Consider the following 20,546-nt stretch of genomic DNA (forward strand, 5'->3'; position numbering starts at 1 on the left):
TTATATTGTAGCTGCATTAAAACTAGCTTCTTTCAATTTATTTACTAATGCTGCAGCTATTCTATCTATATCAGCATTTTCTCTAACTGTTACTCCATTCATGTTTATACTTATCTGCATAGGTTTAAATCCGCTATTAAATGCTCGATTTTCTCTAGCAGTTAAAACTCTTTCCCCTTTGTGTAATTCTGCTGTATATCCATCAAAAGGTACATAACTTAATCCTCCTGCATGTTTTCCATTCTTTTTACCCTTTTTATTATCTTCATTTTTTCCATCATTTCCACCTGTTATATTATCAATTGCATTTTTAACAAGGTTTACAGTTCCTTTGATTGGATTTTTGAAAAAGTCCTTTAGTGCTTGCCATTTTTCCTTAATAGACTCTACAAATTCACTACACTTAATTTTAACATTTTCGAAAGTTTCTTTTATTCCATCTATTCTTTTCTTTATAAAATCTACTACTACCTTAGTTTTATCTCTAATTCCACCCCAGTTATTTTTCCAAGCTGTGTGTAATAAAATAGCAACTGCAATAATTGCTAAAATAACTGCTATAATAGGATTTGCTACTATAACTCTAAATACACTTTTCATAACTGTAATTATTCCTTTTCCTACAGTTTTAAAGGTCTTTAATAATCCTCTTAATGCTTTTCCTACAACTTTATTAAGTGAAGAAACAGCTTTTTTAATAGATGAAAAGGCTTTATTCACACCTTTTGCTAATGCTGAAGCTGGATTTTTAGAGCCTTTCATTCCCTTCTGAGAACCAGTTTTAACTCCTTTTTTACCTATACCTTTACTACTTTCTCTACATAAAATTCCCTTAGATTTACCTCTTGATTTTTTAGGGTTACAAATATCTTTTAAACTTTTTTTGCATTTGTTTCCTTTAAGACCCTTAGGTTTACAAATGTCTTTCAAGCTTTTTTTATTTTTATTCCCTTTAATGGCCTTATCTGCTATCTTACCTCCGCTAGTCTTATCTTTACTTGAAAAACCTAAAAAGTCTTTTACTTTCGAAAAAGTATCTTTGGCACCTTTCACCTTATCAGTTACATTTAATACACCGTCTAATATTCCAGGACCAAACTTTAGCCCTGCAAAGATACCAAGTGATGTTTTAGGATTTTCAGCCATAAGTTCTAATACTGGTTTTAGTGCATTAAATATTTCTTTAGCTGCATCAATAACTAACTTAGCACTTTTAGCAAATTCTACTACTGCATCTTTAGCTGTATTGAAAGCTTTTTCTATTTTTCCAGGATCGTCTATTAGACTTTGTAACCAATTAGTAAAACTACCTCCAGTTTCAGAGACTAGCTGGTTTATTTGATTTTTTATTACTTCAAATGCTTGAGAGTTTTGAAATTTATCTAATATTTCTTTTACAGATTTTAGTTGTTTCTTAAGATGGTCGAGCATTCCACCTTTTACTATCTCTCCACTTTTATCTATACCGCCTATTTCAAGTCCCATTCCACTTATTGTCTCTTTTATATTTCCAATTAGTCCTTCAGCAGAGTTAGCCTTTTTATCCATTGATCCACTATATTTTGCTTTTATTATTTTCTCAATTCCAGCCATGACTTGTTTTGGACTAGCATCTAGTGAACCATCTTTCTTCGTCTTTAATCCAGCTATATTTTTCCAATCTTTACTGGTAATATTAAATTCTTTAGCTTTCTTAACCCCTTCAGCAATATTACCTTTTTTGAATGTTCCTAACATATCAATAGTTTGGGAAAGTGATTTATCTGCTGATGTGGCAGCATCTCCTGCTACTTTAAAGTATTGTTGATAGTTCAACCCATATTTAGAAAATTGACTGATACTTTCAATCATTTCTTCTTTATTAAATGGTGTTTGCTTAGCCGTCTCAGAGGCCCATGCAAAATCCTTCTTACCTTGCTCTTCTCCACGTGACCCTTGTAATTTAAGCAACTGTTGTTCACCTTTCATAGCTGAACCAACTGTAAAATCAAATACTTTCTTAGTTTTTTCGCCAAAGATAATATCATGAGCTGATTTTTTAAAGTTAGTAATCTTATCTCTAACACTTTCTAACATTGTCTTAGTTTTATCAACTGCATTTAATACAATATTATGTGGCTTCTTTGTAACATTAGATAAGCTTTGTTCTACAGATTTTACTTTTTCCTTTGCTGTGTCATTAGCTGCTATGTTTATAACTTTATGTTGCTTAAAGCTTTCCATACTCTTTTTAATAGCATTAATTTGGATAACAGCTTCTTTATTATCAATCTTAATTTTAGCTTCCCATTTTTCACTAGATGTTCTTTTAATCATCTCTTTAGTTTTTATAACATTATCTTGAAAATCTTTAGTATTATTAATTGCCATTTTCATAGATGATATATAGCTACTAATATCAAGAGATATCTTGGCTTTAAGATTTTCTTCTGCCAATACTTCTCACCTCACTTTATGGCATGTATTTTCATATAGATAAATCATATTACATCTACAATAAATACAGGGATTTCTTTTCTTTCCATATCTTCTTGTTTCATATATTTTTCTTTTAGCTCTTCTTCTATAAAGGCTTTTAGTACAATTCTATCTCCTAGATTCATGTTCCAATATTCTGACGGCTTGTTAATTCTTTTTGTTTTAAACAAATAGTACATTATATTAACTTCACTGTCAGATTTTATGAGTTTTTTATTTCACTTACTGCATCCTTTCCAAATCCACATAAATCATTTATTATATTGTATAAACTAGTTATTTCTCCTGGTCTACACATTTTTTGAAGTAGTTCAGTAGGTGTATGAGCTTTGAAATGACTCATTAGTTCTTTAGATTTTAAGTTAGGTTCTTTAACTCCCTCTAATACTGTAAGAATCTGGATTTTATTTATATCAACATTATTTACTTCTCCATCTTCCATCTCTAATCCACTTTCCTGTATAGAGTTATATACTTCAACAGGTATAGCTTGAATAGTAAATATTACATCATTTTCAAATGAATCTGAAAGACTTTGTATTTTTACTTTTTTAGTTGGTATTTTTATTTTATCTACATCTGATTTTAGTAATAAATCCATAACATTACTCATAATATATCTCTCCTTTTATATCAGATTTTAAAATTCATTATTAAAGGGTAAAGCCAGATTTTACTCTGGCTCTACAACATCATAAATTTCATAATCAGAAAAAGTAAATGGTATAGTTTCTTCTAATATTTTCTTTGCTTCCCAGTTAGATAAAGTTACTTCATCAAATGTAGCATCCTTTATAGCTATTCTTTCTGCTCCATTTGCATCTGGGTCTTTAAGCTTAGAGATTATAGTACAAGATACTGAACGTCCTTCTTTTATTGCATTACCTAGTTTCATAATCATTCTAGAACTTACTTTGTTCATTTTTAAAGTTCCTTTTCCTTCAAAACCTGTAACTTTGAATTTTTTTCCCATAACTCCACACATTTTTACTTCTTCTTTAGTTAAATTTACTTTAGCTTCAAGTCCTGTAATTTCTGAAATATAGTCACCATCTAACCAAACTTCTCCCCAAGTTCCTGAAATAGTTTTTTGTGAATCATAAGCCATATTCTAGGCACCTCCTATATAGATACGTTAATACTAAAGTCTTCCATAGCGTCATTCCATTTTAAATTACTTCCTAGGAAAACTTTGTCTTTTGTATTTGCTTCTTTTAATTGTTGTTCATTCATACTATCAACATCTTCACCAATTTCTTTTAGGTATTGCTTTTGAACATCTAAGTCTATAAACACTCTATTGTAGTCTATAGAAGAACCATCTAATAATCCTTCTAATACAAGCTGATCGTTATATGCTTGTATAGCAGTGATTAAAATTATTTTACTATCATAGTTGTTAACATACTTTCCTAAATAATAATCAGCAACTGTTCTTTTTACATCATCATGCCACATATCACATTTGTCTACTATAAGTGTTTTCTTAAAGTCTTCTCCTTTTTCTTGAGTAGTTGTTACAAGTGAGTTTACCGCTCTTGCTATCTTAACTTTTTCTCCATCATTCATAAGAACAAGCTTTCCACTATCTATTGCTTTGTCAAATTCAGCTTTAGTTAAATGAGATACATCTTCTACTTCTGGAAGAACTTGATAAGTAGCACTCATATTTAAAGGTGTTCCTGCTAATATTCCTGCAATTCTCGAACAGTATTGAGCTGCTGTATAAACCTTGTCCTTAACTTTTATATCATCAGTAGCAAAGTTAATTACACCTTCACTATCTGCATTATCTGCATGAGGTAATACTGCTTTTACTTTTATATCTTTTTTATCTCTACAATCTTTTATCCAACTTGATATAGTAGTTACTTCTGCTTCTGCTATTTCTGGTATAACTAAATAATCAAATTTAGTAGTTTCTAGATAATTTAAAGCACTATCATAGCTAGTAGCATCATTTGGTACTACATAAGCTATAACCTTTCTAGGTGATTTAACTCCACCTCTTAATGCTAATTCTATTTGATTTCTATTTTCCAAAGTTAATGAACTAGGAATTTCTGATACTGATGTAATGCTTAAAGGATTCTCAGAAGATAATGTATCTTTTAGTATTAAAGCTACTATACCTCTTTCTCCTCTTTTGATTACATTTTGAGCTTTAGTTTTAAAAATTATATTAATTGAAGGTAAGCCCATTTATTACACTCCTTTCTATTTTGTCTGTTTTAAAATTACTTCTTTCGCTGTTTCTCCTTTTTCTTCAAAAGGAATTGTTTCTAAATAGTTTATTGTTATTTCAAAATGTAGTACATTTCCTATTCCATCATGTACAATCTTGTATTTAATATTTTCTAATTTTAACTTTCTGTCTTTCACCTCAATATAGCCTTGAAAAGCATTCTCCAATTCATCAGCTATCTTAAAAATTTCCTCACTATCATTAACATTTTTCGGGAAATACTGAATATCTACAGTAATCAATCTTGATTTTGTAGTCTTACTTTCTCTTGTAGTTGAAATAGGAATAAATTGTACAAAAAAAGCAGGCTCTTCAAATCCCTGCTGTATACTTTCGTCATATATATTTGTATTTGGGTATCTTTCACTTAGCTTTAAAATGAAAGAATCCCTTATATCATTAAAACTTAACATCTTACATTATTCCTCCATTATTTTTTATCCATTTTTGAAAATATGAAGGTAGTTGTTTATTCAGCTCTTCTACTGAAATTTTCACCATATGATAACCTGGAATATAGACTATACTTTTATCATCTGGACTTTTTCCCTTTTCTTGAGGCTTTCTATATCCATACTCAACATTAGTTGCATCTTTAACTTTTGTGAATATCTCTATATAGTATTTGTCACCATTTCTTACTAAGTTTCCAACTTTCCAGCTTTCTTTTAAGTCATTTGACTTTTCTTTAGCATTATTATCTACTGGAGTTCTTTCTTTAAGTTCCTTATATAGCTTCTTAGCCACATCTATCATGAAATTTTCTATTTCTATTGGAAATCTAGCTTGAAGGTTGTCTAGTTTTTCCGTCCATTTATCTAAGTTATTAATTTCAAAACTCATCTATAATCTTTCCTTTCTTTCTAAAGGAACTTCTAAATGAGTAGTATAGAAAAATGGTTCTCCTGCGAAATAGCTTCTTTTTATATCATTAAAGAATGTTATTTCTACTTTATCTCCACCTTGAATATCTACATTACTATCACAAACCATATCCACTAAATATTTAGCTATATTAGTTGTATCTGTTTGAGTAGTAGCAATAACTTCTCTTTTAGATATTTTACATTTTACATCTTGTGATTTTATTTCATCTTTGAATCCTATTGAACCATTTGCTTTTCTATATTTGACTTTACGAATTATTGTAGCTCTATCAAGATAAGTTTCTTCTAATAAATTTGCATCTTCACTCATTAAAAATCCACCTTTTAATTTTAATCAAATAAATAACCATCTGTTTCTTTTAGTTGCTTTACTTGTTGTTCTATCCATAATGGATCCTGATTATAAAGTTTGACATATTGTAGCTTTATTAGTTTCTTAACTAGTTCAGGATTTTTAGCCTTTGATTTAGCTATATATTCATTTAAGCTATTATCAAACTTTATTTCTCTTATCTTATTTTTATGTTTTTCCTTAAGTTTCTTATTTAACCTCTTTAGTATTTTAATTTCCCTTAATAGATCTTCATTTCTTTGTACTTCCTTAGATAAATGTATCAGTTCGTTATCTTTTTCTTTTAACTCACTTTTCAGTAGTTTTCTTTCTTCATTAATTGAATTAAATTTGTCTTTTGGTATCCAATCTCCATTGGATATCAATACTATTTTTTGTTTATTACCTAGTTTTTGTACCACGTGGCTATAAAGTTCTTTACCAAGTAATTCTTTCAAATGCATCATAACTTCCTCCTAAGTCTTACTTACCTTTTTTTACTGGTTGGCTCCAGCTACAATCTTGTTTCTTTATGCTCTAACAATACTAAAAAAGAGCAAGTTCAAATAAATAAGCGCCACATTGCGTGACGCTTTTGAAAAATTAGTAAATATTAATTTGTTAAGGGGAGTCCAGATTTTTAATAATATATTTCTATGATACTATTATAACTTTATATTTTTATAAAAATCTTCACTCTTTCTTCATTTTTTCATTCTCTTTTAATTTGTACTATTCTTAAATTAGAAAGCATGATTAGTAGAAAATTATTTTATTATTCCATTCTTCATTAAGTTTTATTTTTTATATCTTTAAGTTATCAATGAAGTCTTATAAATTTTTATTACATTTCCATGATATCATTATAATCTCATATTTCTAAAAAAATCTTCATTCTTTCTTCACAGTTTTAATTCATCATTAGTCTACATTTAATTTTTATATATAGTTTCTAATAATATTAATTTGTGAACTTAGCTTTGCTATTAATTTCAGTTATTAAAGAATCTTATATTTTTTTATATATTTTCATGATACCATTATAAACTTATATTCTTGAAAAAATCTTCATCATTTCTTCATTCTTTTATTTTCTACTATCTTTCTATAATAAGATTAGAAATAATATAAAGTGTTATTTTATTTTTCATTAAGTCTAATCTTTATATTTATTCTAGTTGTTAAAGATTTTTATATTTTTTAAATATATTTCCATGATACTATTATAAACTCATATTTTTGAAAAAATCTTCATTATTTCTTCACTTTTTTCATTTTCTTATTAATTTCTGCGGATTTCTTCATAGCCCAACTATCACTTATATGTAATTCAAGGCTTATTTGATTTAAGTTTTTACCTTCTATGAATTTTTTATATGCTATCTTATATTCTAAGCCTTCTAACTGATTAAGTTTATCTAGTATTTCTTCCTTGGTCTGCATTTTATCTTCTACAACTGCCTTTACTACTGCCATCTCATTTAATATTCTATAATTCCGTTCTATATATCTTTCTAAATCTATCTTATGTGTATGCTTTATTCTCTCTAATGCATAATGTTCTCTCTCTAAATCATTCAATCTCATTTGATAAATTTCTATTTCTCCTAATAAATCTCTATATGTTGATATTAGATGCATTTTTATCCCCCTTATTATACTTTTATCTATATATCTGTTTTGTTTGATTTGTATTTACGTCATTTAATAAGCAATCTAGATTTATTTCTAAAAAAGAAGCTAATTTGAATAAAGTATTTACACTAGGCATATATATTCCATTCTCTATTTCAGATATATAGTTTCGTGATATGCCTGTACTTTCTGATACTTTTAACTGTGTTAACTTCTTTTCAATTCTTCTCTTTTTTATGACTTCTCCTAAAATTCTTTTATTATCTTTTTTTCCCATGTTTACCCTCCTCTTCATATAATTGTATTGTATTTACGTCATTTAGTAAAAATTTAAATATATTCTTTTTCAACGATTATATTAAATTATTAAGTTTTTTATTGTAATTCCGTCAATTTATTCATTTTGACTTGTATTTACGTCGTTATTTGTTGTTTGTATTTTGTTATATGGTTTTATATAATAAATAATGTCGGAAATAACGACATATAAAATTAAAAGCTTGGAGGATAAAAATGTCTATAGGTAGAAATATAAAAAAGTATAGGAAAGAAAGAAAGTTAACTCAAAAAGATTTATCTAAAATGGCTAATATATCCCGCTCTTACTTGGCTGATGTTGAAAATGAAAGATACAATCCTAGTTTAATAGTTCTAAATGCTATAGCTGAATCACTTAATATAAATACTAGTCAATTATTAGATGGAGTAGACTCTAAAGAAAGTCCACAATTTGAAACCCCTGAAGAGGCTATGGAATTCATACTTAAACAACCTGCAATTATGGGTTTTGGTGGTTTCGACATAAACACAATGGATGATGACCAAATATTAGATTTTGCTAATGAATTATTAAGACAACTAAAACTTATAAGTTATAAATATAAGAAATGACATTGGAGGTATATGAATGAATTGGATTGACGATTACGTTTATGGTTTAATTGAATTTTTTAAAACAGATAATATATATGATCTCTATGATTATTTAGGAATACAAATAAATAAATTAGATAAAGACAATATTCTATTACTTGGTAATGATGGTCTATATCATAGAGATTTTCTGGATAAAGAAATAGTTTTTATAAGAAATGATTTGAGTATCGAATATGAAAAGTTTATACTAGCACATGAATTAGGTCATGCTATAATACATACTGATATTTATAATGCCGCTTTTAATAAAAGTCTAGTGAATAAAGGAAAAATAGAAAAACAAGCAAATTACTTTGCATTTAAGTTATTAAACATTAAATTTGACAGTGTAGAATTAGAAGGTTTTACACTTGACCAGATATCTCATGCTATCGGATTACCTACACGTGTATTGGATATTTTTTAAATATTTGTTATAACTATTAATCTTTATTTATATATCAAGTTATATTTGATTATTTTGATATGATTATAAAAAATCTTAAAAAAATTTTTAATTATATTATTGACAATTAATTATATATGTTGTATCATTCTTTCATAAGTTAATATTTTCTTTTTTATATTGAAAGGGAGTAGTATAAAATATAACGTCAACAGTTCGATTAGTTATCTAATCTGGTGTTATATACCACTTAAATTTGGTTACAAGACTTTTGATATAATTCTCAAAATACTGAGAGTTATATCAAAAGTCTTTTTTATTTTTATTATGAAAGGGGATATCTTGTGAAAGCATACTTTTCAAAAACTATTGAAGAAGTCATGAAAGAATTCAATGTAAGTAAAGGAGGAATCAGCGAATCTCAAGTTAAAAGTCATAGAGAAAAATATGGCTATAATGAATTAGCAGAAGTAAAGAAAAAAAGTGTTTTTAGAGTTTTCCTTGATCAGTTTAAGGACTTATTAGTAATTATATTATTAATAGCTGCTATAGTATCTATGACTACAGGCAGTACTGAAAGTACAATCGTTATTTTTGCAGTTATTGTTCTTAATGCTATATTAGGTACAGTCCAACATGTAAAAGCTGAACAGTCTTTAAATAGTTTAAAAGCTTTATCCTCTCCTATTGCGAAAGTAATAAGGGATAATCAAAAACATGAAATACTTTCTAAAGATGTTGTTCCTGGAGATATTTTAGTCTTAGAAGCAGGAGATTATGTTCCTGCTGATGGAAGAATAATAGAAAATTATTCACTTCAAGTTAATGAAAGCTCATTAACTGGTGAATCTGAGAGTGTAATAAAAACCTCAGAAACTATACTTAAAGATGAAGTAGCTCTCGGTGATCAAAAAAACATGGTATTTTCAGGTAGTCTTGTAACATACGGTAGGGCTCTTGTAATCGTAACTAATACTGGTATGAATACTGAGATAGGTAAAATAGCATCACTTATTGAAACTACTAAAGAAAAGAAAACTCCTCTTCAAGTAAGTTTAGATAACTTTGGTAAAAAGTTAGCTACTATTATTTTAATAATATCAGTTATAATCTTTTTATTGAATATGTATAGAGGAGTAAATATACTTGATTCGTTAATGTTTGCAGTTGCATTAGCTGTTGCAGCTATTCCTGAAGCTTTAAGCTCAATAGTAACTATAGTTCTTGCTATTGGAACTCAAAAAATGGCTCATGAAAATGCAATTGTGAAACAACTTAAAGCAGTTGAAAGTTTAGGATGTGTTTCTATAATATGCTCTGACAAAACAGGTACTCTTACACAAAACAAAATGAAAGTTAGAAAAATATATACAGACGATAAAATATTTAACTTTGATGAATTTGATTTAAATAATAAAATCCAAAACTTTTTAATGAATAGTTCTATATTATGTAATGACTCTTCAGTTGAAAATGGTACTGAAATAGGTGATCCAACAGAAGTAGCACTAGTTAATCTAGGTAAAAATTATTCATTAGATGAATTGGATATTAGAAAAAGTTATCCAAGAATTTCTGAAATACCATTTGATTCAGATAGAAAACTAATGAGTACTTCTCATGAAGTAGATGGAAAGTATATTATGCTTACAAAAGGAGCATTAGACGTACTTTTACCTAGAATAAAATATATAGCAACATCAGAAGGAATAAGTGAATTTACTTCTAAAGATAAAATATTAATTGAAAATGTAAACAGAGGTTTTTCTGAAAATGGCTTAAGAGTTTTAGCTTTTGCCTATAAAGAAATAAAAAAAGACCATATACTTTCATTAGATGATGAAAATGAATATACATTCTTAGGACTAATATCAATGATTGATCCTCCAAGAGAAGAGTCAACAAAAGCTGTTGAGGATTGTATAAATGCTGGTATTAAACCTATAATGATAACTGGTGACCATAAAATAACTGCTTCTGCAATTGCAAAGCAAATAGGTATTTTAAAATCTGGTGACGAAGCTTTAGAAGGAACAGAATTAGACAAGCTAAGTGATGAAGAGCTTAAAAATAAAGTTGAAAATGTATCTGTTTATGCCAGAGTTTCACCTGAACATAAAATAAGAATAGTAAGAGCTTGGCAAGAAAAAGGTAAAGTCGTTGCAATGACAGGTGATGGTGTTAATGATGCTCCTGCGCTAAAACAAGCAGATATAGGTATTGCAATGGGTATAACAGGAACTGAAGTATCAAAAGATGCATCATCAATGATATTAGCTGATGACAATTTTGCTACAATAGTTAAGTCTGTAGCTAACGGAAGAAATGTATATACAAACATAAAAAATTCCATTAAATTTTTACTTTCTGGAAATACAGCTGCAATTTTAGCAGTAATATATACTTCTTTAGCATCTTTACCAATACCTTTTGCACCTGTACACTTACTGTTCATAAACTTATTAACTGACAGTTTACCTGCTATTGCAATTGGACTTGAAAAGCCTAAAAATGATTTATTGAAAGAAAAACCAAGAAATATTAATGCTCCTATACTTTCAAAAAACTTCTTGAAAAAGATACTTAGTGAAGGTATATTAATTGCAATATTTACAATGTTAGCTTTCCATATTGGATTAAAAAGTGGTAGTGCAGGTGTTGCAAGTACAATGGCTTTTTCTACATTATGTCTTGGTAGATTATTTCATGGGTTTAACTGTAGAGGTGATAAATCTATATTCAAAATTGGAGTATTTTCAAATATATATAGCTGGATTGCATTTGGTATAGGATTAGTTCTACTTAACTTAGTTCTTATACTTGAACCGTTAAAAAATCTATTTGAAATTAGCAGTCTTAATTCTACTCAATTTGGATATATTTATCTTCTAGCTGTGTTACCTACAATTATAATTCAAGTATACAAAATTATATTTAAACAAGATTCAGCTTCTGATAGTAAAGAAATATCAGTAGGTGAAAACGCTTAGTAAATATATAAAAAAGTCCGTATATGTAAGTAGTTAAAAGTTACTTGCAATACGGACTTTTATTAATTAGATTTAAAGTTATATATTGACTTTATGTGTTTTATAATTTCAGCAGTATCTAGAATATTTTCTTTGATTTCATTAATAGATTTATAGGCCATTGGTGATTCATCTATAGTTTTTTCATTTACACATGTCGACCAAACTTCTTTCATACTTTCTTTATAGGCATCTATACTTATAATTTCTTTTGCTTTATTTCTACTGAATATTCTTCCTGCACCATGTGGAGCTGTGAAATTCCATTCTTTGTTTCCTTTCCCTATGCAAATCAAAGATCCCTCTTTCATATTTATAGGTATTAACAGCTTTTCATTTTTTTGTGCAGAAACTGCTCCCTTACGAAGTATTTTATTATCCATATCAATATAGTTATGTATTGTAGTAAAGCTATCTACATATGTCCAATTCATCTCTTTCATTATGATATCAGCAATAGCTTTTCTATTTAAAGTAGCATATGCTTGAGCTATCATCATATCATTTAAATAATCTTCCATATCTTTATCTTTTAGATACATGAGACCTTTAGGAATCTCAGTATTTTTTAGTTCAGTATGTTTCTTTATAGCTAGTTTTTGATAAAGCTCTGCTATTTGTTTACCTAGATATCTACTTCCACTATGAACAACTAAGTAAATATTTCCTTCTATATCCTTATCAAGTTCTATAAAATGATTTCCACCACCAAGTGTTCCTAAACTTAGTTTTACTCTTTTTATATTTATGTATTTTCTACAAACAAGATTTTCAAAGTTTATCAAATCTATGTATAGGTGTTCTTTCTTACGTGTATTAAATCCATGAGGTATGTTTTCTCTTATTATTTTATCTAGTTTTTCAAAATCTATTTCTTTCTCTTTTATTTGTACTGTGATCATACCACAACCTATATCTACACCAACTAAATTAGGTACTACCTTATCTGTTATTGTCATTGAGGTACCTATAGCACAGCCTTTACCAATATGAACATCTGGCATTATTCTAATCTTACAATCTTTAAAATCTTCTTGATTACAAATTTGAAGTATTTGATTAATAGCTTCTTCCTCTATATTATCTGTAAATACTTTAGCTGTATTATATTTCCCTTTTATTTCTAACATTATATTGTCTCCTTATTTCATTTGTAAAAAATAAATATAGTTATTTGTCTTTTATATCTCTTATATTTTTTAGTAATATAGACACTGTTCCATCTTGATTATTTAGAAATTCTACTTTATCTTTTCTCGTTAAATAAGATACTGGTAACTTAATTTCTATTCCATCATCAGTTACTAACCTTTGTTTTTTAGCAATCTTTTTACTTACATTATCACTAACTGTAATTGTTTTATCTGTTAATCCACTTTTCTCTATCTCTTCTACATATATATTTTGCATCTCTGGATTATTATCAAATACTTTTCCCTTTATCTCTTCTATGTCAACTGTATTAGAATCTTCAACACTTTCAACTATAATATTTTTAATTTCAGCAATTTTAGTAATATCTCCATCATAATGTTCCTTTATCACTCTCTTTGAAGCTTTATTTATTATATCCATCTTTTCTTTATCAGACATTATATATTCAGACTTCAATATTTTCTTAGAGAGATAATATTGTTTCTCTCCATCTATCTCATATTTTTTCTCTTTTAAAAGCATGGAATAGTCTTCTAAATTTATTATTACACATTCTTCTACTTTCTGATTTTCATTAGGTAAAGCTGTTTTTTGCTTAATTACTTTATTTATTCTTTTAGTTTCAAGTTCCTCAATATAGTGTATATATGATGTTTTATAAGTAAATATAAATAAACCTAGATATCTTACTCCATCTCTACTAAATAAGCTACATACTAAATCTGCCGAAGGTATATCTGGATTTTTTAGCATAGTATCATATAATAGTTCCCCGAATTTTTTAGAACAATATATAAATACATTATTATCTTCAAGAATATTATCACATAATTTTTTTACTATATTATTTTCATCTTCAAAATAAGCTTGTTTAAGATTAACATCTTCAAACACTCTATCAATGTGTTTTATCATGAATTCATTTATATCATCATCAAAAGGATGCTCTTCTTCTGATAGAACCGGTAATCCTAAACAGTTGTCTAAAATATGTAATATAAGCTTCTCAACAAAAACCTCTTTAGTTTCTGACATATTAATCTCCTTTTCAAAATTAATTTATTTAGTTGTATATTTTAATACTTAGAAATAAAATTATCATATTAATTACCCTAAATCAACATATAGTATATTTTATTTTTGTACAAAAATAAAAGCTTTGAAAATTAAATTGTATCAAAGCTTCTATCTACAGTTACTAATTCACATTATTAAATTTTTATATAACTATATGTACAAATATAACTATTGCTCTGGTTATTCTTCAAAAGCTTCTGCTAGAGCCTTCATATTCCCAGTTAAAGCATTTATTAAATCATCAGATGGTTCTATAACCCACTTGTCGTTTTTCTTCTCGAGTTTGATCTCTACATCCTTAGTAACTTTATCTAACTTTCCATTTAATTTATCTAGCATTTTTTCCTCTGCTAGTTTTTCCATAGCTTTTTCATCAGCATTTTCATCAAATGCCATTGTTAGTGCAGTTTGCATATATTCTGTTATTGTTTCTGTCAATGCATGGCCTATGTCATTTACTTCGAGTTTTACCTTAACTGAAGCTTTATTCTTCTCAATTTTTTCTTCTGTCACTTCGTATTTTACATCTGCAATTTTGTCTAAGATAACTTTACTTACTTTATCTGGCATTTCTGCATTAGAAGCATTTAATTTATCCTTAATACTTTCAGAATCATTAACAAAGGAATATACTTTTTCATAATTTTTACTTTTAAAAGTTTCTAAAAAATCTTTTACTGTTGCTGTAGGTTTTTCCTTATCACTACATCCTGATAAAGTAAAGACTGACAATATAAGTACTAAAAGTGCAGATAGTATTTTTGATAATTTTTTCATATTACTCCTCCTATAATTTTGTAATAAATATGTATAATACCATATTATTTATAACATAACACTATTACACTATACAAGAAATTTAATACAATTGCTAGATTAATATAATAATTTTATATTTTATTTTCCATTGAAACATAGTAGCAAATAATAAAGCTCTGAAAGTACGCCTTATTCTCAGAGCTTTTATAAAATAATTGATAATGTTTATCTCATTTATATGCTAAAAAGCTTTTGTTCTTTTTAATGAATATGCTAAAGGTAATGATACTATACCACCTGCAGCTATTTGAATAGCATTTCCTGGTATTGAAGTCACTGGAGATATCCAATTTCCATAAAGTATACCTTCTGTTACATAATATCCAACTATATACCCCATTATCCATCTAACAACAAAAGTAAATGGAGCCCACGCTACCCATCCTGAAAGAACATCAAATATTGTCATTCCTATTGCTCCAGAAATTGCACCCTTTTTCTTTCCGAAAACAATTGAAGATATAAAAAGCATACCAGTTCCTAGATGGATCAATCCTCCATTAATAGATATAGGTAATCTTATGTTTTAAATAATAAGATAATTTAAATTTTTAAATTAATTGCTTTATGCATTTTCTATAACCTTTTTCATCCATTTATTAGATAGTAACCTATATAATACAAATATAGATTTAAGGAATTCTTCTATATTTACAAAGAATATAACTCCATATATAGGAAGTTTAAGAACAAAGGCACCTATATATGCAAGAGGCACTCCTAAACACCACATAGTAAATGTTTCTGCAATCAATGGAACTTTTGTATCTCCTCCACCTCTTAAAGCCCCTACCATTATTATTGTATCAAATACAAATGATACAAATAGTATAGCTGCTGCATATAGTACTTTTATAGCATCACTACGTAGCCCCTCAGAGATGTTGAAAAAAGTTACAACATATTTTGCACTAAATGCCATTAATGCGGATAAAAATAATCCTAATATAACAGCAAGTACTGCAAATCTTCGTGCATACGTTTTAGCTTTTTCTTCATTACCAGCTCCTATTTCATTTCCTACCATAACTACTGCTGAATTAGATATTCCATAAACAGCTATTAAAAAGAAACTTTGAACAGTTGTATGGATATTTACAGCTGCTATAGCCTTATATCCCATTCTTGCATATATTGCGGCATATACTACAACACCTAATGCCCAAGTTATTTCTATTAAAACGGTATCTGAAACCGTTTTCAGCACTTTTAATAAAAAAGCTTTATTAAAACTAAAAAGCTCATTTAACTTTGCTGCTAATATACCTTTTTTACTGTATATATACGTTAAAAGTATAGTTGTCTCTAATATCCTTGCTATAACTGTAGCCATAGCAGCTCCTTTAACTCCCATAGCAGGAAATCCTAATTTACCAAATATCAATATATAGTTTAATATTATATTAGTTGTTACTGCTATAAAACTTGTCACCATAGGAACAGCAGTATTTCCTATACTTTTTGAAGCGTTTGCAAATGAAAAAGTTATCGCAGTAAATATATAACTTATACATACTACTTGAAAATACTCTTTACCAAGTAATACAACTTCTGTTTCTTTACTGAATAAACCCATAACATTCTCAGGAAATATCAATCCTGCAATCATAAATATAGCAGCATTGATAACTACCATACTAAGAGATATACCCAATACCTTCTTAATATTTTTGGTATCCTTAATACCTGAATATTGTGCTATAAAAACTCCACATCCTGCTGTTATTCCTACAATTATAAAGTTGAATAGAAAGAAAATTTGATTTACTATACCTACTGATGCAAGTTCCAATTCTCCTAATCTTCCAACCATAATTGTATCTACCATATTCAAAGATGAAGTTATCAAGTTCTGTACGAATATAGGTAGCGCCAGCTTAGAGAGTGTCTTATAAAACTCTCTGTCATTAAATGTAAAGTTCACCAGACTTTTGAGCACAACAAAAACCCCCTTTTTAATAATAATTAATTTTTTGTTATATCACCCGTATATATTTTATCACATACAAAATTTTATTACCTACTATACACATAGATTATTGTAGTATATCAATAAATACCTATTATTTTCTAGAAAAATCCATGTTTTTTACAAATATAGTTAACATATTATTATGTTTTCAATATATATGGCAAATAAAAAAGCTCATTAATATGAGCTTTTTTCGTATAATTTATCCTAGCTTTCTTCAATTATAACTATAGCATTTTTTATAATTACTCTCTTTCCATCTATATCAAACTTTGTAGTTCCATCATCTTTATTTTCTATATCTATTTTACCTTTATATTCTTTAATTAGTTTTCCATCATTACTATACACTTGTACTGTTCTCTCTAGTCCACCAGTCCAATTCGATTTAAAATCCTTTACACTTCTCTTAGTATCTTCAGTACAAGCAGATAATGATATCAAAGATATTCCTAATATAGCGGCTAATAGTATCTTTTTTATTTTCATATAACACGCTCCTTATAATTTATGTTTTTTAATTTATCTAATATCATCTTTATTATCAATACTCAGCCTATGTAACAATAATTTTAATTAAATTATTTAAAATTATTTTCTACGATCTGCATATATTATAAACATTCACTTATATCAATCATGCTACCTTGCTTAAATTTATCGCTATGTAATAAATCAGTTATAGCACCTGCCACGATTTCCGTTGATAGCAGTTTTCCTTTTTCCTTAAAGTCAATGAATCTCTGTAGCTGTATAAAGTCTTCTTCTTTTGAAGATCTTATTTCTTTCTGCATATTTGTATCCATAATACCTGGAGTAAAGGAAACTATTTTTACAGGATGGTCCTTATTTTCTTCCTCTAGTGCTATACATTTAGTAAACATATCTATTCCTGCTTTCGAAGTACAATAACATCCCCATCCATGATATGCCTTTTCACTTGCACCAGAAGATATATTTATTACTCTTTTTTCTACTTCAAGTTCCTTTGTATATTTCATAAAAAAAGATGTTATCAACATAAGTGAAGTCAAGTTAACATTTATATTTCTTATAATATCATACTTTTCGCATTTCTCAATTGGCTTTATCGGAGAAACTGTTCCTGCATTATTTATTAGATAAACTCCTTCAGCTTTTGAAGTTTCAATCTTATCAAAAACATTTTTCATTAAAGTATCTATATTGTCTGTATCATTTAAATCATATTCAAAATAATCTAGATTTATATCTTTTTCTTTTGCTTCTTCAATTAAAGATGTATTTTTCTTTCTAGATATACAAATGATGTGATTATCCTTTTTAAATGATTTTTTTGCTAATGACTCTCCTAATCCTCGTGATGTTCCTGTTATTATAATATATTTCATAAAACTCTCCTTTTCCTTGATATATCATCTATAACTTATGGTTAAATATTAGTTATATCATATCATAAAAGTTCACGTTAATCTTAACTATTGTTTTCTAATAAAACAAAATTAAAGACTCAATGACATATTAATTTGTTTTTTTAATGTCAATGAGTCTCTTTAATAATAAAGTATTATTTACTACTAATAATCTTATTATATCTTAATCTAAATGTAGGGTACTTTTTTAGCACATCATTTTACTTCTTTGAATATTATAATTAATTATTTCCTGATATTCATAACTTCTTTTAAATAATTCTTCGTGAGTTCCAATATCTTTTATTCTTCCTTGTTTCAATACAATAATTTTATCTAATCTCTTTAATATTTCTAAATTATGAGTTGCCACAATGACAGTTTTATCTTTAAATTCATTTATTAAAATCTCATTAAAATGTAGAAATGATTTGGAATCATAGTTAAAAGTAGTTTCATCTAATAGCAATACGCTAAAGTTTTTCATAAGTCCCCTAGCTATAGCAATATTTTGCTTTTGAATATTAGATAATGTGTTACCATGGCTTCCAACTTTAGTATTATAACTCTTAGGCATTTTAGATATAAAATCGTACACTCCACTTTTTTTAGCTACATTCCTAATCTTATTTTCATCAGCTTTTAAATTAAGTGTTATATTCTCCATTATAGTTTTATCAAATAAATGTATATCTTGAGAAACAAATGAAATAAGATTCCTATACTCTTTTAACTTTATATCATTTATGTTAGTTCTATCTAGAAATATATTTCCACTATCTGGTTTCACAAATCTTAAAATAATATTTAGTATAACAGATTTAGACTCACCATTTGGACATATTATTGCAACTTTTTCACCACTATTAATAGTAAAATTAACCCTATCTAATGCTAATTGTCCATTTTTATAGCAAACTGTGACATTTCTAAATTTTATCTTTCCTTCTATATTATCAGTATTTAAATTTAATAACTTTCCTTTTTCTTTTTCATCTGTTTCACATTCTATTTCAAAAAACTCAAACAATCTTTTGGCAGAAGGAATTATATTTGAAAACTCATTACCTATGTTTGATATCGTGGAAATCGGTTTCATAACATAAAAAACATAAATTACGAAAGCAAATAAATCCCCTATAGATAATTTAGATTGTATAATCATATAAGTTCCTAATATGTATATCAAACATACTGCCCATTTTGTTAATATTACTTCTTGTAATTCGTTAGCCTTATTTAATGAAGCCAACTTAATATTAACTTTAATAATATTTCTTTGTTTTCTTATAAACTCTCCTATTTTTATTCTGTCGGTACCAAAAAGCTTTATATCCTTAATTCCATTTATAGTGTCTTCATACCATGATGAATACTCTTTATTATAATCTATATAGTCTTCAACTAATTTTTTCTTTCTCATAGCAAAATATCTCATAAAGGAGTATCTTATAGGAATAATTAATATAATAATAAGAGATAATCTCCAATCAATTAGAGTTAATCCTAAGAAGCCTCCTATCATTTTAAATATTTGACTTATTGTAAAAAGTATTCCTTGATCTGAAACTTTAGAGATATTATTTATATCAATATTTATATTATTCATTTCTTCTGTAAAGTCAATTTTACGAAAAAAACTAACTTTCAGCTTTAAAAGATGTTTAAATACCATTCTATGTAAATCATATGTAATGACAGATGCTAGATAAGATCTATATCTAGTTCCTATAAATCCAACACTCATGTCTATAAGAGTTAATAATAATGTTATAATTGAAAGCTTAGCAACAATACCTAGATTCTTCTCTAATATTCCAACATCCATAATTTGCTTACTGATCAATGGATATAAAATGCTTATCACAGAAGATATAGTTACGCATGTTATTATTAAAGCTAATTTTGTTTTATAAGGTTTATATAACAATAATATTCTTTTTATAACATGTTTATTTTCTTTTAAAAGATTCAATATTATTTATAACACCCCTCTTTATAATTTTCTAAGTAATGATATTATCTTTCGTATTATAATACCATATCTTCTATTTTTTTACAATATATGTTTTTTCAATATCATTAAAGCTGTTAAATCTATATTTTTTGACCTTTCCAACAATTATAATCTAAATTTAAAACATAATATAAGATAATCTGTCTATTATAATAATACCATATAAAAAAACTGTAAGCATAGACTAAG

Annotated in this window: 22 protein-coding genes; 3 read left to right on the forward strand and 19 right to left on the reverse strand. The window is 27.2% G+C overall.

From position 1 onward, the window contains the following. The 11 genes from CLPU_RS01075 to CLPU_RS01120 form a co-directional block, all read right to left on the reverse strand. Positions 1 to 2,436: a hypothetical protein gene (locus CLPU_RS01075; RefSeq protein ID WP_050353785.1), complete on the reverse strand. Its 2,436-nt coding sequence runs from the start codon at positions 2,434 to 2,436 to the stop codon at positions 1 to 3. Positions 2,437 to 2,480: 44 nt separating this feature from the next. Further along, positions 2,481 to 2,657 (reverse strand): hypothetical protein, encoded by a 177-nt coding sequence (locus CLPU_RS17115; protein WP_157857690.1) that lies wholly within the window; start codon positions 2,655 to 2,657, stop codon positions 2,481 to 2,483. A gap of 23 nt (positions 2,658 to 2,680) precedes the next feature. Continuing rightward, positions 2,681 to 3,091: a phage tail assembly chaperone gene (locus tag CLPU_RS01080; protein ID WP_050353786.1), complete on the reverse strand. Its 411-nt coding sequence runs from the start codon at positions 3,089 to 3,091 to the stop codon at positions 2,681 to 2,683. A gap of 60 nt (positions 3,092 to 3,151) precedes the next feature. Continuing rightward, positions 3,152 to 3,586 (reverse strand): phage tail tube protein, encoded by a 435-nt coding sequence (locus CLPU_RS01085; RefSeq protein WP_050353787.1) that lies wholly within the window; start codon positions 3,584 to 3,586, stop codon positions 3,152 to 3,154. Between the two features lie 14 nt (positions 3,587 to 3,600). Then, positions 3,601 to 4,680: a phage tail sheath subtilisin-like domain-containing protein gene (locus CLPU_RS01090; RefSeq protein ID WP_050353788.1), complete on the reverse strand. Its 1,080-nt coding sequence runs from the start codon at positions 4,678 to 4,680 to the stop codon at positions 3,601 to 3,603. A 15-nt stretch (positions 4,681 to 4,695) separates the two neighbouring features. Next, positions 4,696 to 5,136 carry a phage tail terminator family protein gene (locus CLPU_RS01095; RefSeq protein WP_050353789.1) on the reverse strand — a complete coding sequence of 147 codons (441 nt, stop codon included), beginning with the start codon at positions 5,134 to 5,136 and terminating at the stop codon, positions 4,696 to 4,698. 1 nt (position 5,137) lies between these two features. Further along, positions 5,138 to 5,566, reverse strand: a complete 429-nt coding sequence (locus tag CLPU_RS01100) for an HK97 gp10 family phage protein (RefSeq protein WP_050353790.1) — start codon at positions 5,564 to 5,566, stop codon at positions 5,138 to 5,140. Then, entirely contained in the window at positions 5,567 to 5,920 is a 354-nt protein-coding gene (locus CLPU_RS01105; RefSeq protein ID WP_050353791.1) for a hypothetical protein, read from the reverse strand. Between the two features lie 20 nt (positions 5,921 to 5,940). Next, positions 5,941 to 6,408 (reverse strand): phage scaffolding protein, encoded by a 468-nt coding sequence (locus CLPU_RS01110; RefSeq protein ID WP_082154013.1) that lies wholly within the window; start codon positions 6,406 to 6,408, stop codon positions 5,941 to 5,943. 787 nt (positions 6,409 to 7,195) lie between these two features. Then, positions 7,196 to 7,582 carry a hypothetical protein gene (locus tag CLPU_RS01115; protein ID WP_050353793.1) on the reverse strand — a complete coding sequence of 129 codons (387 nt, stop codon included), beginning with the start codon at positions 7,580 to 7,582 and terminating at the stop codon, positions 7,196 to 7,198. Between the two features lie 22 nt (positions 7,583 to 7,604). Next, a complete protein-coding gene (locus CLPU_RS01120; protein WP_050353794.1) occupies positions 7,605 to 7,853 on the reverse strand; it encodes a helix-turn-helix domain-containing protein in 249 nt (82 codons plus the stop codon). Between the two features lie 236 nt (positions 7,854 to 8,089). Here CLPU_RS01120 and CLPU_RS01125 point away from each other — a divergent pair, with 236 nt between their 5' ends. The 3 genes from CLPU_RS01125 (at position 8,090) to CLPU_RS01135 (ending at position 11,887) form a co-directional block, all read left to right on the forward strand. Next, positions 8,090 to 8,467: a helix-turn-helix domain-containing protein gene (locus CLPU_RS01125; RefSeq protein ID WP_050353795.1), complete on the forward strand. Its 378-nt coding sequence runs from the start codon at positions 8,090 to 8,092 to the stop codon at positions 8,465 to 8,467. A 16-nt stretch (positions 8,468 to 8,483) separates the two neighbouring features. Then, a complete protein-coding gene (locus CLPU_RS01130) occupies positions 8,484 to 8,918 on the forward strand; it encodes an ImmA/IrrE family metallo-endopeptidase (protein ID WP_050353796.1) in 435 nt (144 codons plus the stop codon). Between the two features lie 323 nt (positions 8,919 to 9,241). Then, a complete protein-coding gene (locus CLPU_RS01135) occupies positions 9,242 to 11,887 on the forward strand; it encodes a cation-translocating P-type ATPase (RefSeq protein WP_050353797.1) in 2,646 nt (881 codons plus the stop codon). 62 nt (positions 11,888 to 11,949) lie between these two features. Here CLPU_RS01135 and CLPU_RS01140 read toward each other — a convergent pair whose 3' ends face one another. The 8 genes from CLPU_RS01140 to CLPU_RS01175 all read right to left on the reverse strand — a co-directional run bounded on the left by CLPU_RS01140 (position 11,950) and on the right by CLPU_RS01175 (position 20,315). After that, positions 11,950 to 13,056 carry an RNA-splicing ligase RtcB gene (locus tag CLPU_RS01140; protein WP_050353798.1) on the reverse strand — a complete coding sequence of 369 codons (1,107 nt, stop codon included), beginning with the start codon at positions 13,054 to 13,056 and terminating at the stop codon, positions 11,950 to 11,952. Positions 13,057 to 13,096: 40 nt separating this feature from the next. Continuing rightward, entirely contained in the window at positions 13,097 to 14,116 is a 1,020-nt protein-coding gene (locus CLPU_RS01145) for a nucleoid-associated protein (protein WP_050353799.1), read from the reverse strand. Positions 14,117 to 14,338: 222 nt separating this feature from the next. Further along, positions 14,339 to 14,935: a DUF4878 domain-containing protein gene (locus CLPU_RS01150; RefSeq protein WP_050353800.1), complete on the reverse strand. Its 597-nt coding sequence runs from the start codon at positions 14,933 to 14,935 to the stop codon at positions 14,339 to 14,341. A 223-nt stretch (positions 14,936 to 15,158) separates the two neighbouring features. Continuing rightward, entirely contained in the window at positions 15,159 to 15,500 is a 342-nt protein-coding gene (locus tag CLPU_RS01155) for an ECF transporter S component (protein WP_082154014.1), read from the reverse strand. Positions 15,501 to 15,542: 42 nt separating this feature from the next. Further along, complete coding sequence (locus CLPU_RS01160) at positions 15,543 to 16,916, reverse strand: MATE family efflux transporter (protein WP_050353802.1); 1,374 nt, start codon at positions 16,914 to 16,916, stop codon at positions 15,543 to 15,545. 240 nt (positions 16,917 to 17,156) lie between these two features. After that, positions 17,157 to 17,438: a DUF5052 family protein gene (locus tag CLPU_RS01165; RefSeq protein WP_050353803.1), complete on the reverse strand. Its 282-nt coding sequence runs from the start codon at positions 17,436 to 17,438 to the stop codon at positions 17,157 to 17,159. A 125-nt stretch (positions 17,439 to 17,563) separates the two neighbouring features. Continuing rightward, the gene (locus CLPU_RS01170) at positions 17,564 to 18,319 is read right to left on the reverse strand and encodes a (S)-benzoin forming benzil reductase (RefSeq protein ID WP_050353804.1); all 756 of its coding nucleotides are present in this window, start codon (positions 18,317 to 18,319) and stop codon (positions 17,564 to 17,566) included. A 229-nt stretch (positions 18,320 to 18,548) separates the two neighbouring features. Continuing rightward, positions 18,549 to 20,315 (reverse strand): ABC transporter ATP-binding protein, encoded by a 1,767-nt coding sequence (locus tag CLPU_RS01175; protein ID WP_050353805.1) that lies wholly within the window; start codon positions 20,313 to 20,315, stop codon positions 18,549 to 18,551. Positions 20,316 to 20,546: the final 231 nt, after the last annotated feature.

The organism is Gottschalkia purinilytica, from assembly GCF_001190785.1.
GTDB classification, from domain to species: Bacteria; Bacillota; Clostridia; order Tissierellales; family Gottschalkiaceae; genus Gottschalkia_A; species Gottschalkia_A purinilytica.

Bases quoted from the DNA above. Each gene is read 5' to 3' on its own strand.
- CLPU_RS17115 (WP_157857690.1), bottom strand. From the start codon at position 2,657: ATGTACTATTTGTTTAAAACAAAAAGAATTAACAAGCCGTCAGAATAT.
- CLPU_RS01080 (WP_050353786.1), bottom strand. From the start codon at position 3,091: ATGAGTAATGTTATGGATTTATTACTAAAATCAGATGTAGATAAAATA.
- CLPU_RS01085 (WP_050353787.1), bottom strand. From the start codon at position 3,586: ATGGCTTATGATTCACAAAAAACTATTTCAGGAACTTGGGGAGAAGTT.
- CLPU_RS01090 (WP_050353788.1), bottom strand. From the start codon at position 4,680: ATGGGCTTACCTTCAATTAATATAATTTTTAAAACTAAAGCTCAAAAT.
- CLPU_RS01095 (WP_050353789.1), bottom strand. From the start codon at position 5,136: ATGTTAAGTTTTAATGATATAAGGGATTCTTTCATTTTAAAGCTAAGT.
- CLPU_RS01100 (WP_050353790.1), bottom strand. From the start codon at position 5,566: ATGAGTTTTGAAATTAATAACTTAGATAAATGGACGGAAAAACTAGAC.
- CLPU_RS01105 (WP_050353791.1), bottom strand. From the start codon at position 5,920: ATGAGTGAAGATGCAAATTTATTAGAAGAAACTTATCTTGATAGAGCT.
- CLPU_RS01110 (WP_082154013.1), bottom strand. From the start codon at position 6,408: ATGATGCATTTGAAAGAATTACTTGGTAAAGAACTTTATAGCCACGTG.
- CLPU_RS01115 (WP_050353793.1), bottom strand. From the start codon at position 7,582: ATGCATCTAATATCAACATATAGAGATTTATTAGGAGAAATAGAAATT.
- CLPU_RS01120 (WP_050353794.1), bottom strand. From the start codon at position 7,853: ATGGGAAAAAAAGATAATAAAAGAATTTTAGGAGAAGTCATAAAAAAG.
- CLPU_RS01125 (WP_050353795.1), top strand. From the start codon at position 8,090: ATGTCTATAGGTAGAAATATAAAAAAGTATAGGAAAGAAAGAAAGTTA.
- CLPU_RS01130 (WP_050353796.1), top strand. From the start codon at position 8,484: ATGAATTGGATTGACGATTACGTTTATGGTTTAATTGAATTTTTTAAA.
- CLPU_RS01140 (WP_050353798.1), bottom strand. From the start codon at position 13,056: ATGTTAGAAATAAAAGGGAAATATAATACAGCTAAAGTATTTACAGAT.
- CLPU_RS01145 (WP_050353799.1), bottom strand. From the start codon at position 14,116: ATGTCAGAAACTAAAGAGGTTTTTGTTGAGAAGCTTATATTACATATT.
- CLPU_RS01150 (WP_050353800.1), bottom strand. From the start codon at position 14,935: ATGAAAAAATTATCAAAAATACTATCTGCACTTTTAGTACTTATATTG.
- CLPU_RS01165 (WP_050353803.1), bottom strand. From the start codon at position 17,438: ATGAAAATAAAAAAGATACTATTAGCCGCTATATTAGGAATATCTTTG.
- CLPU_RS01170 (WP_050353804.1), bottom strand. From the start codon at position 18,319: ATGAAATATATTATAATAACAGGAACATCACGAGGATTAGGAGAGTCA.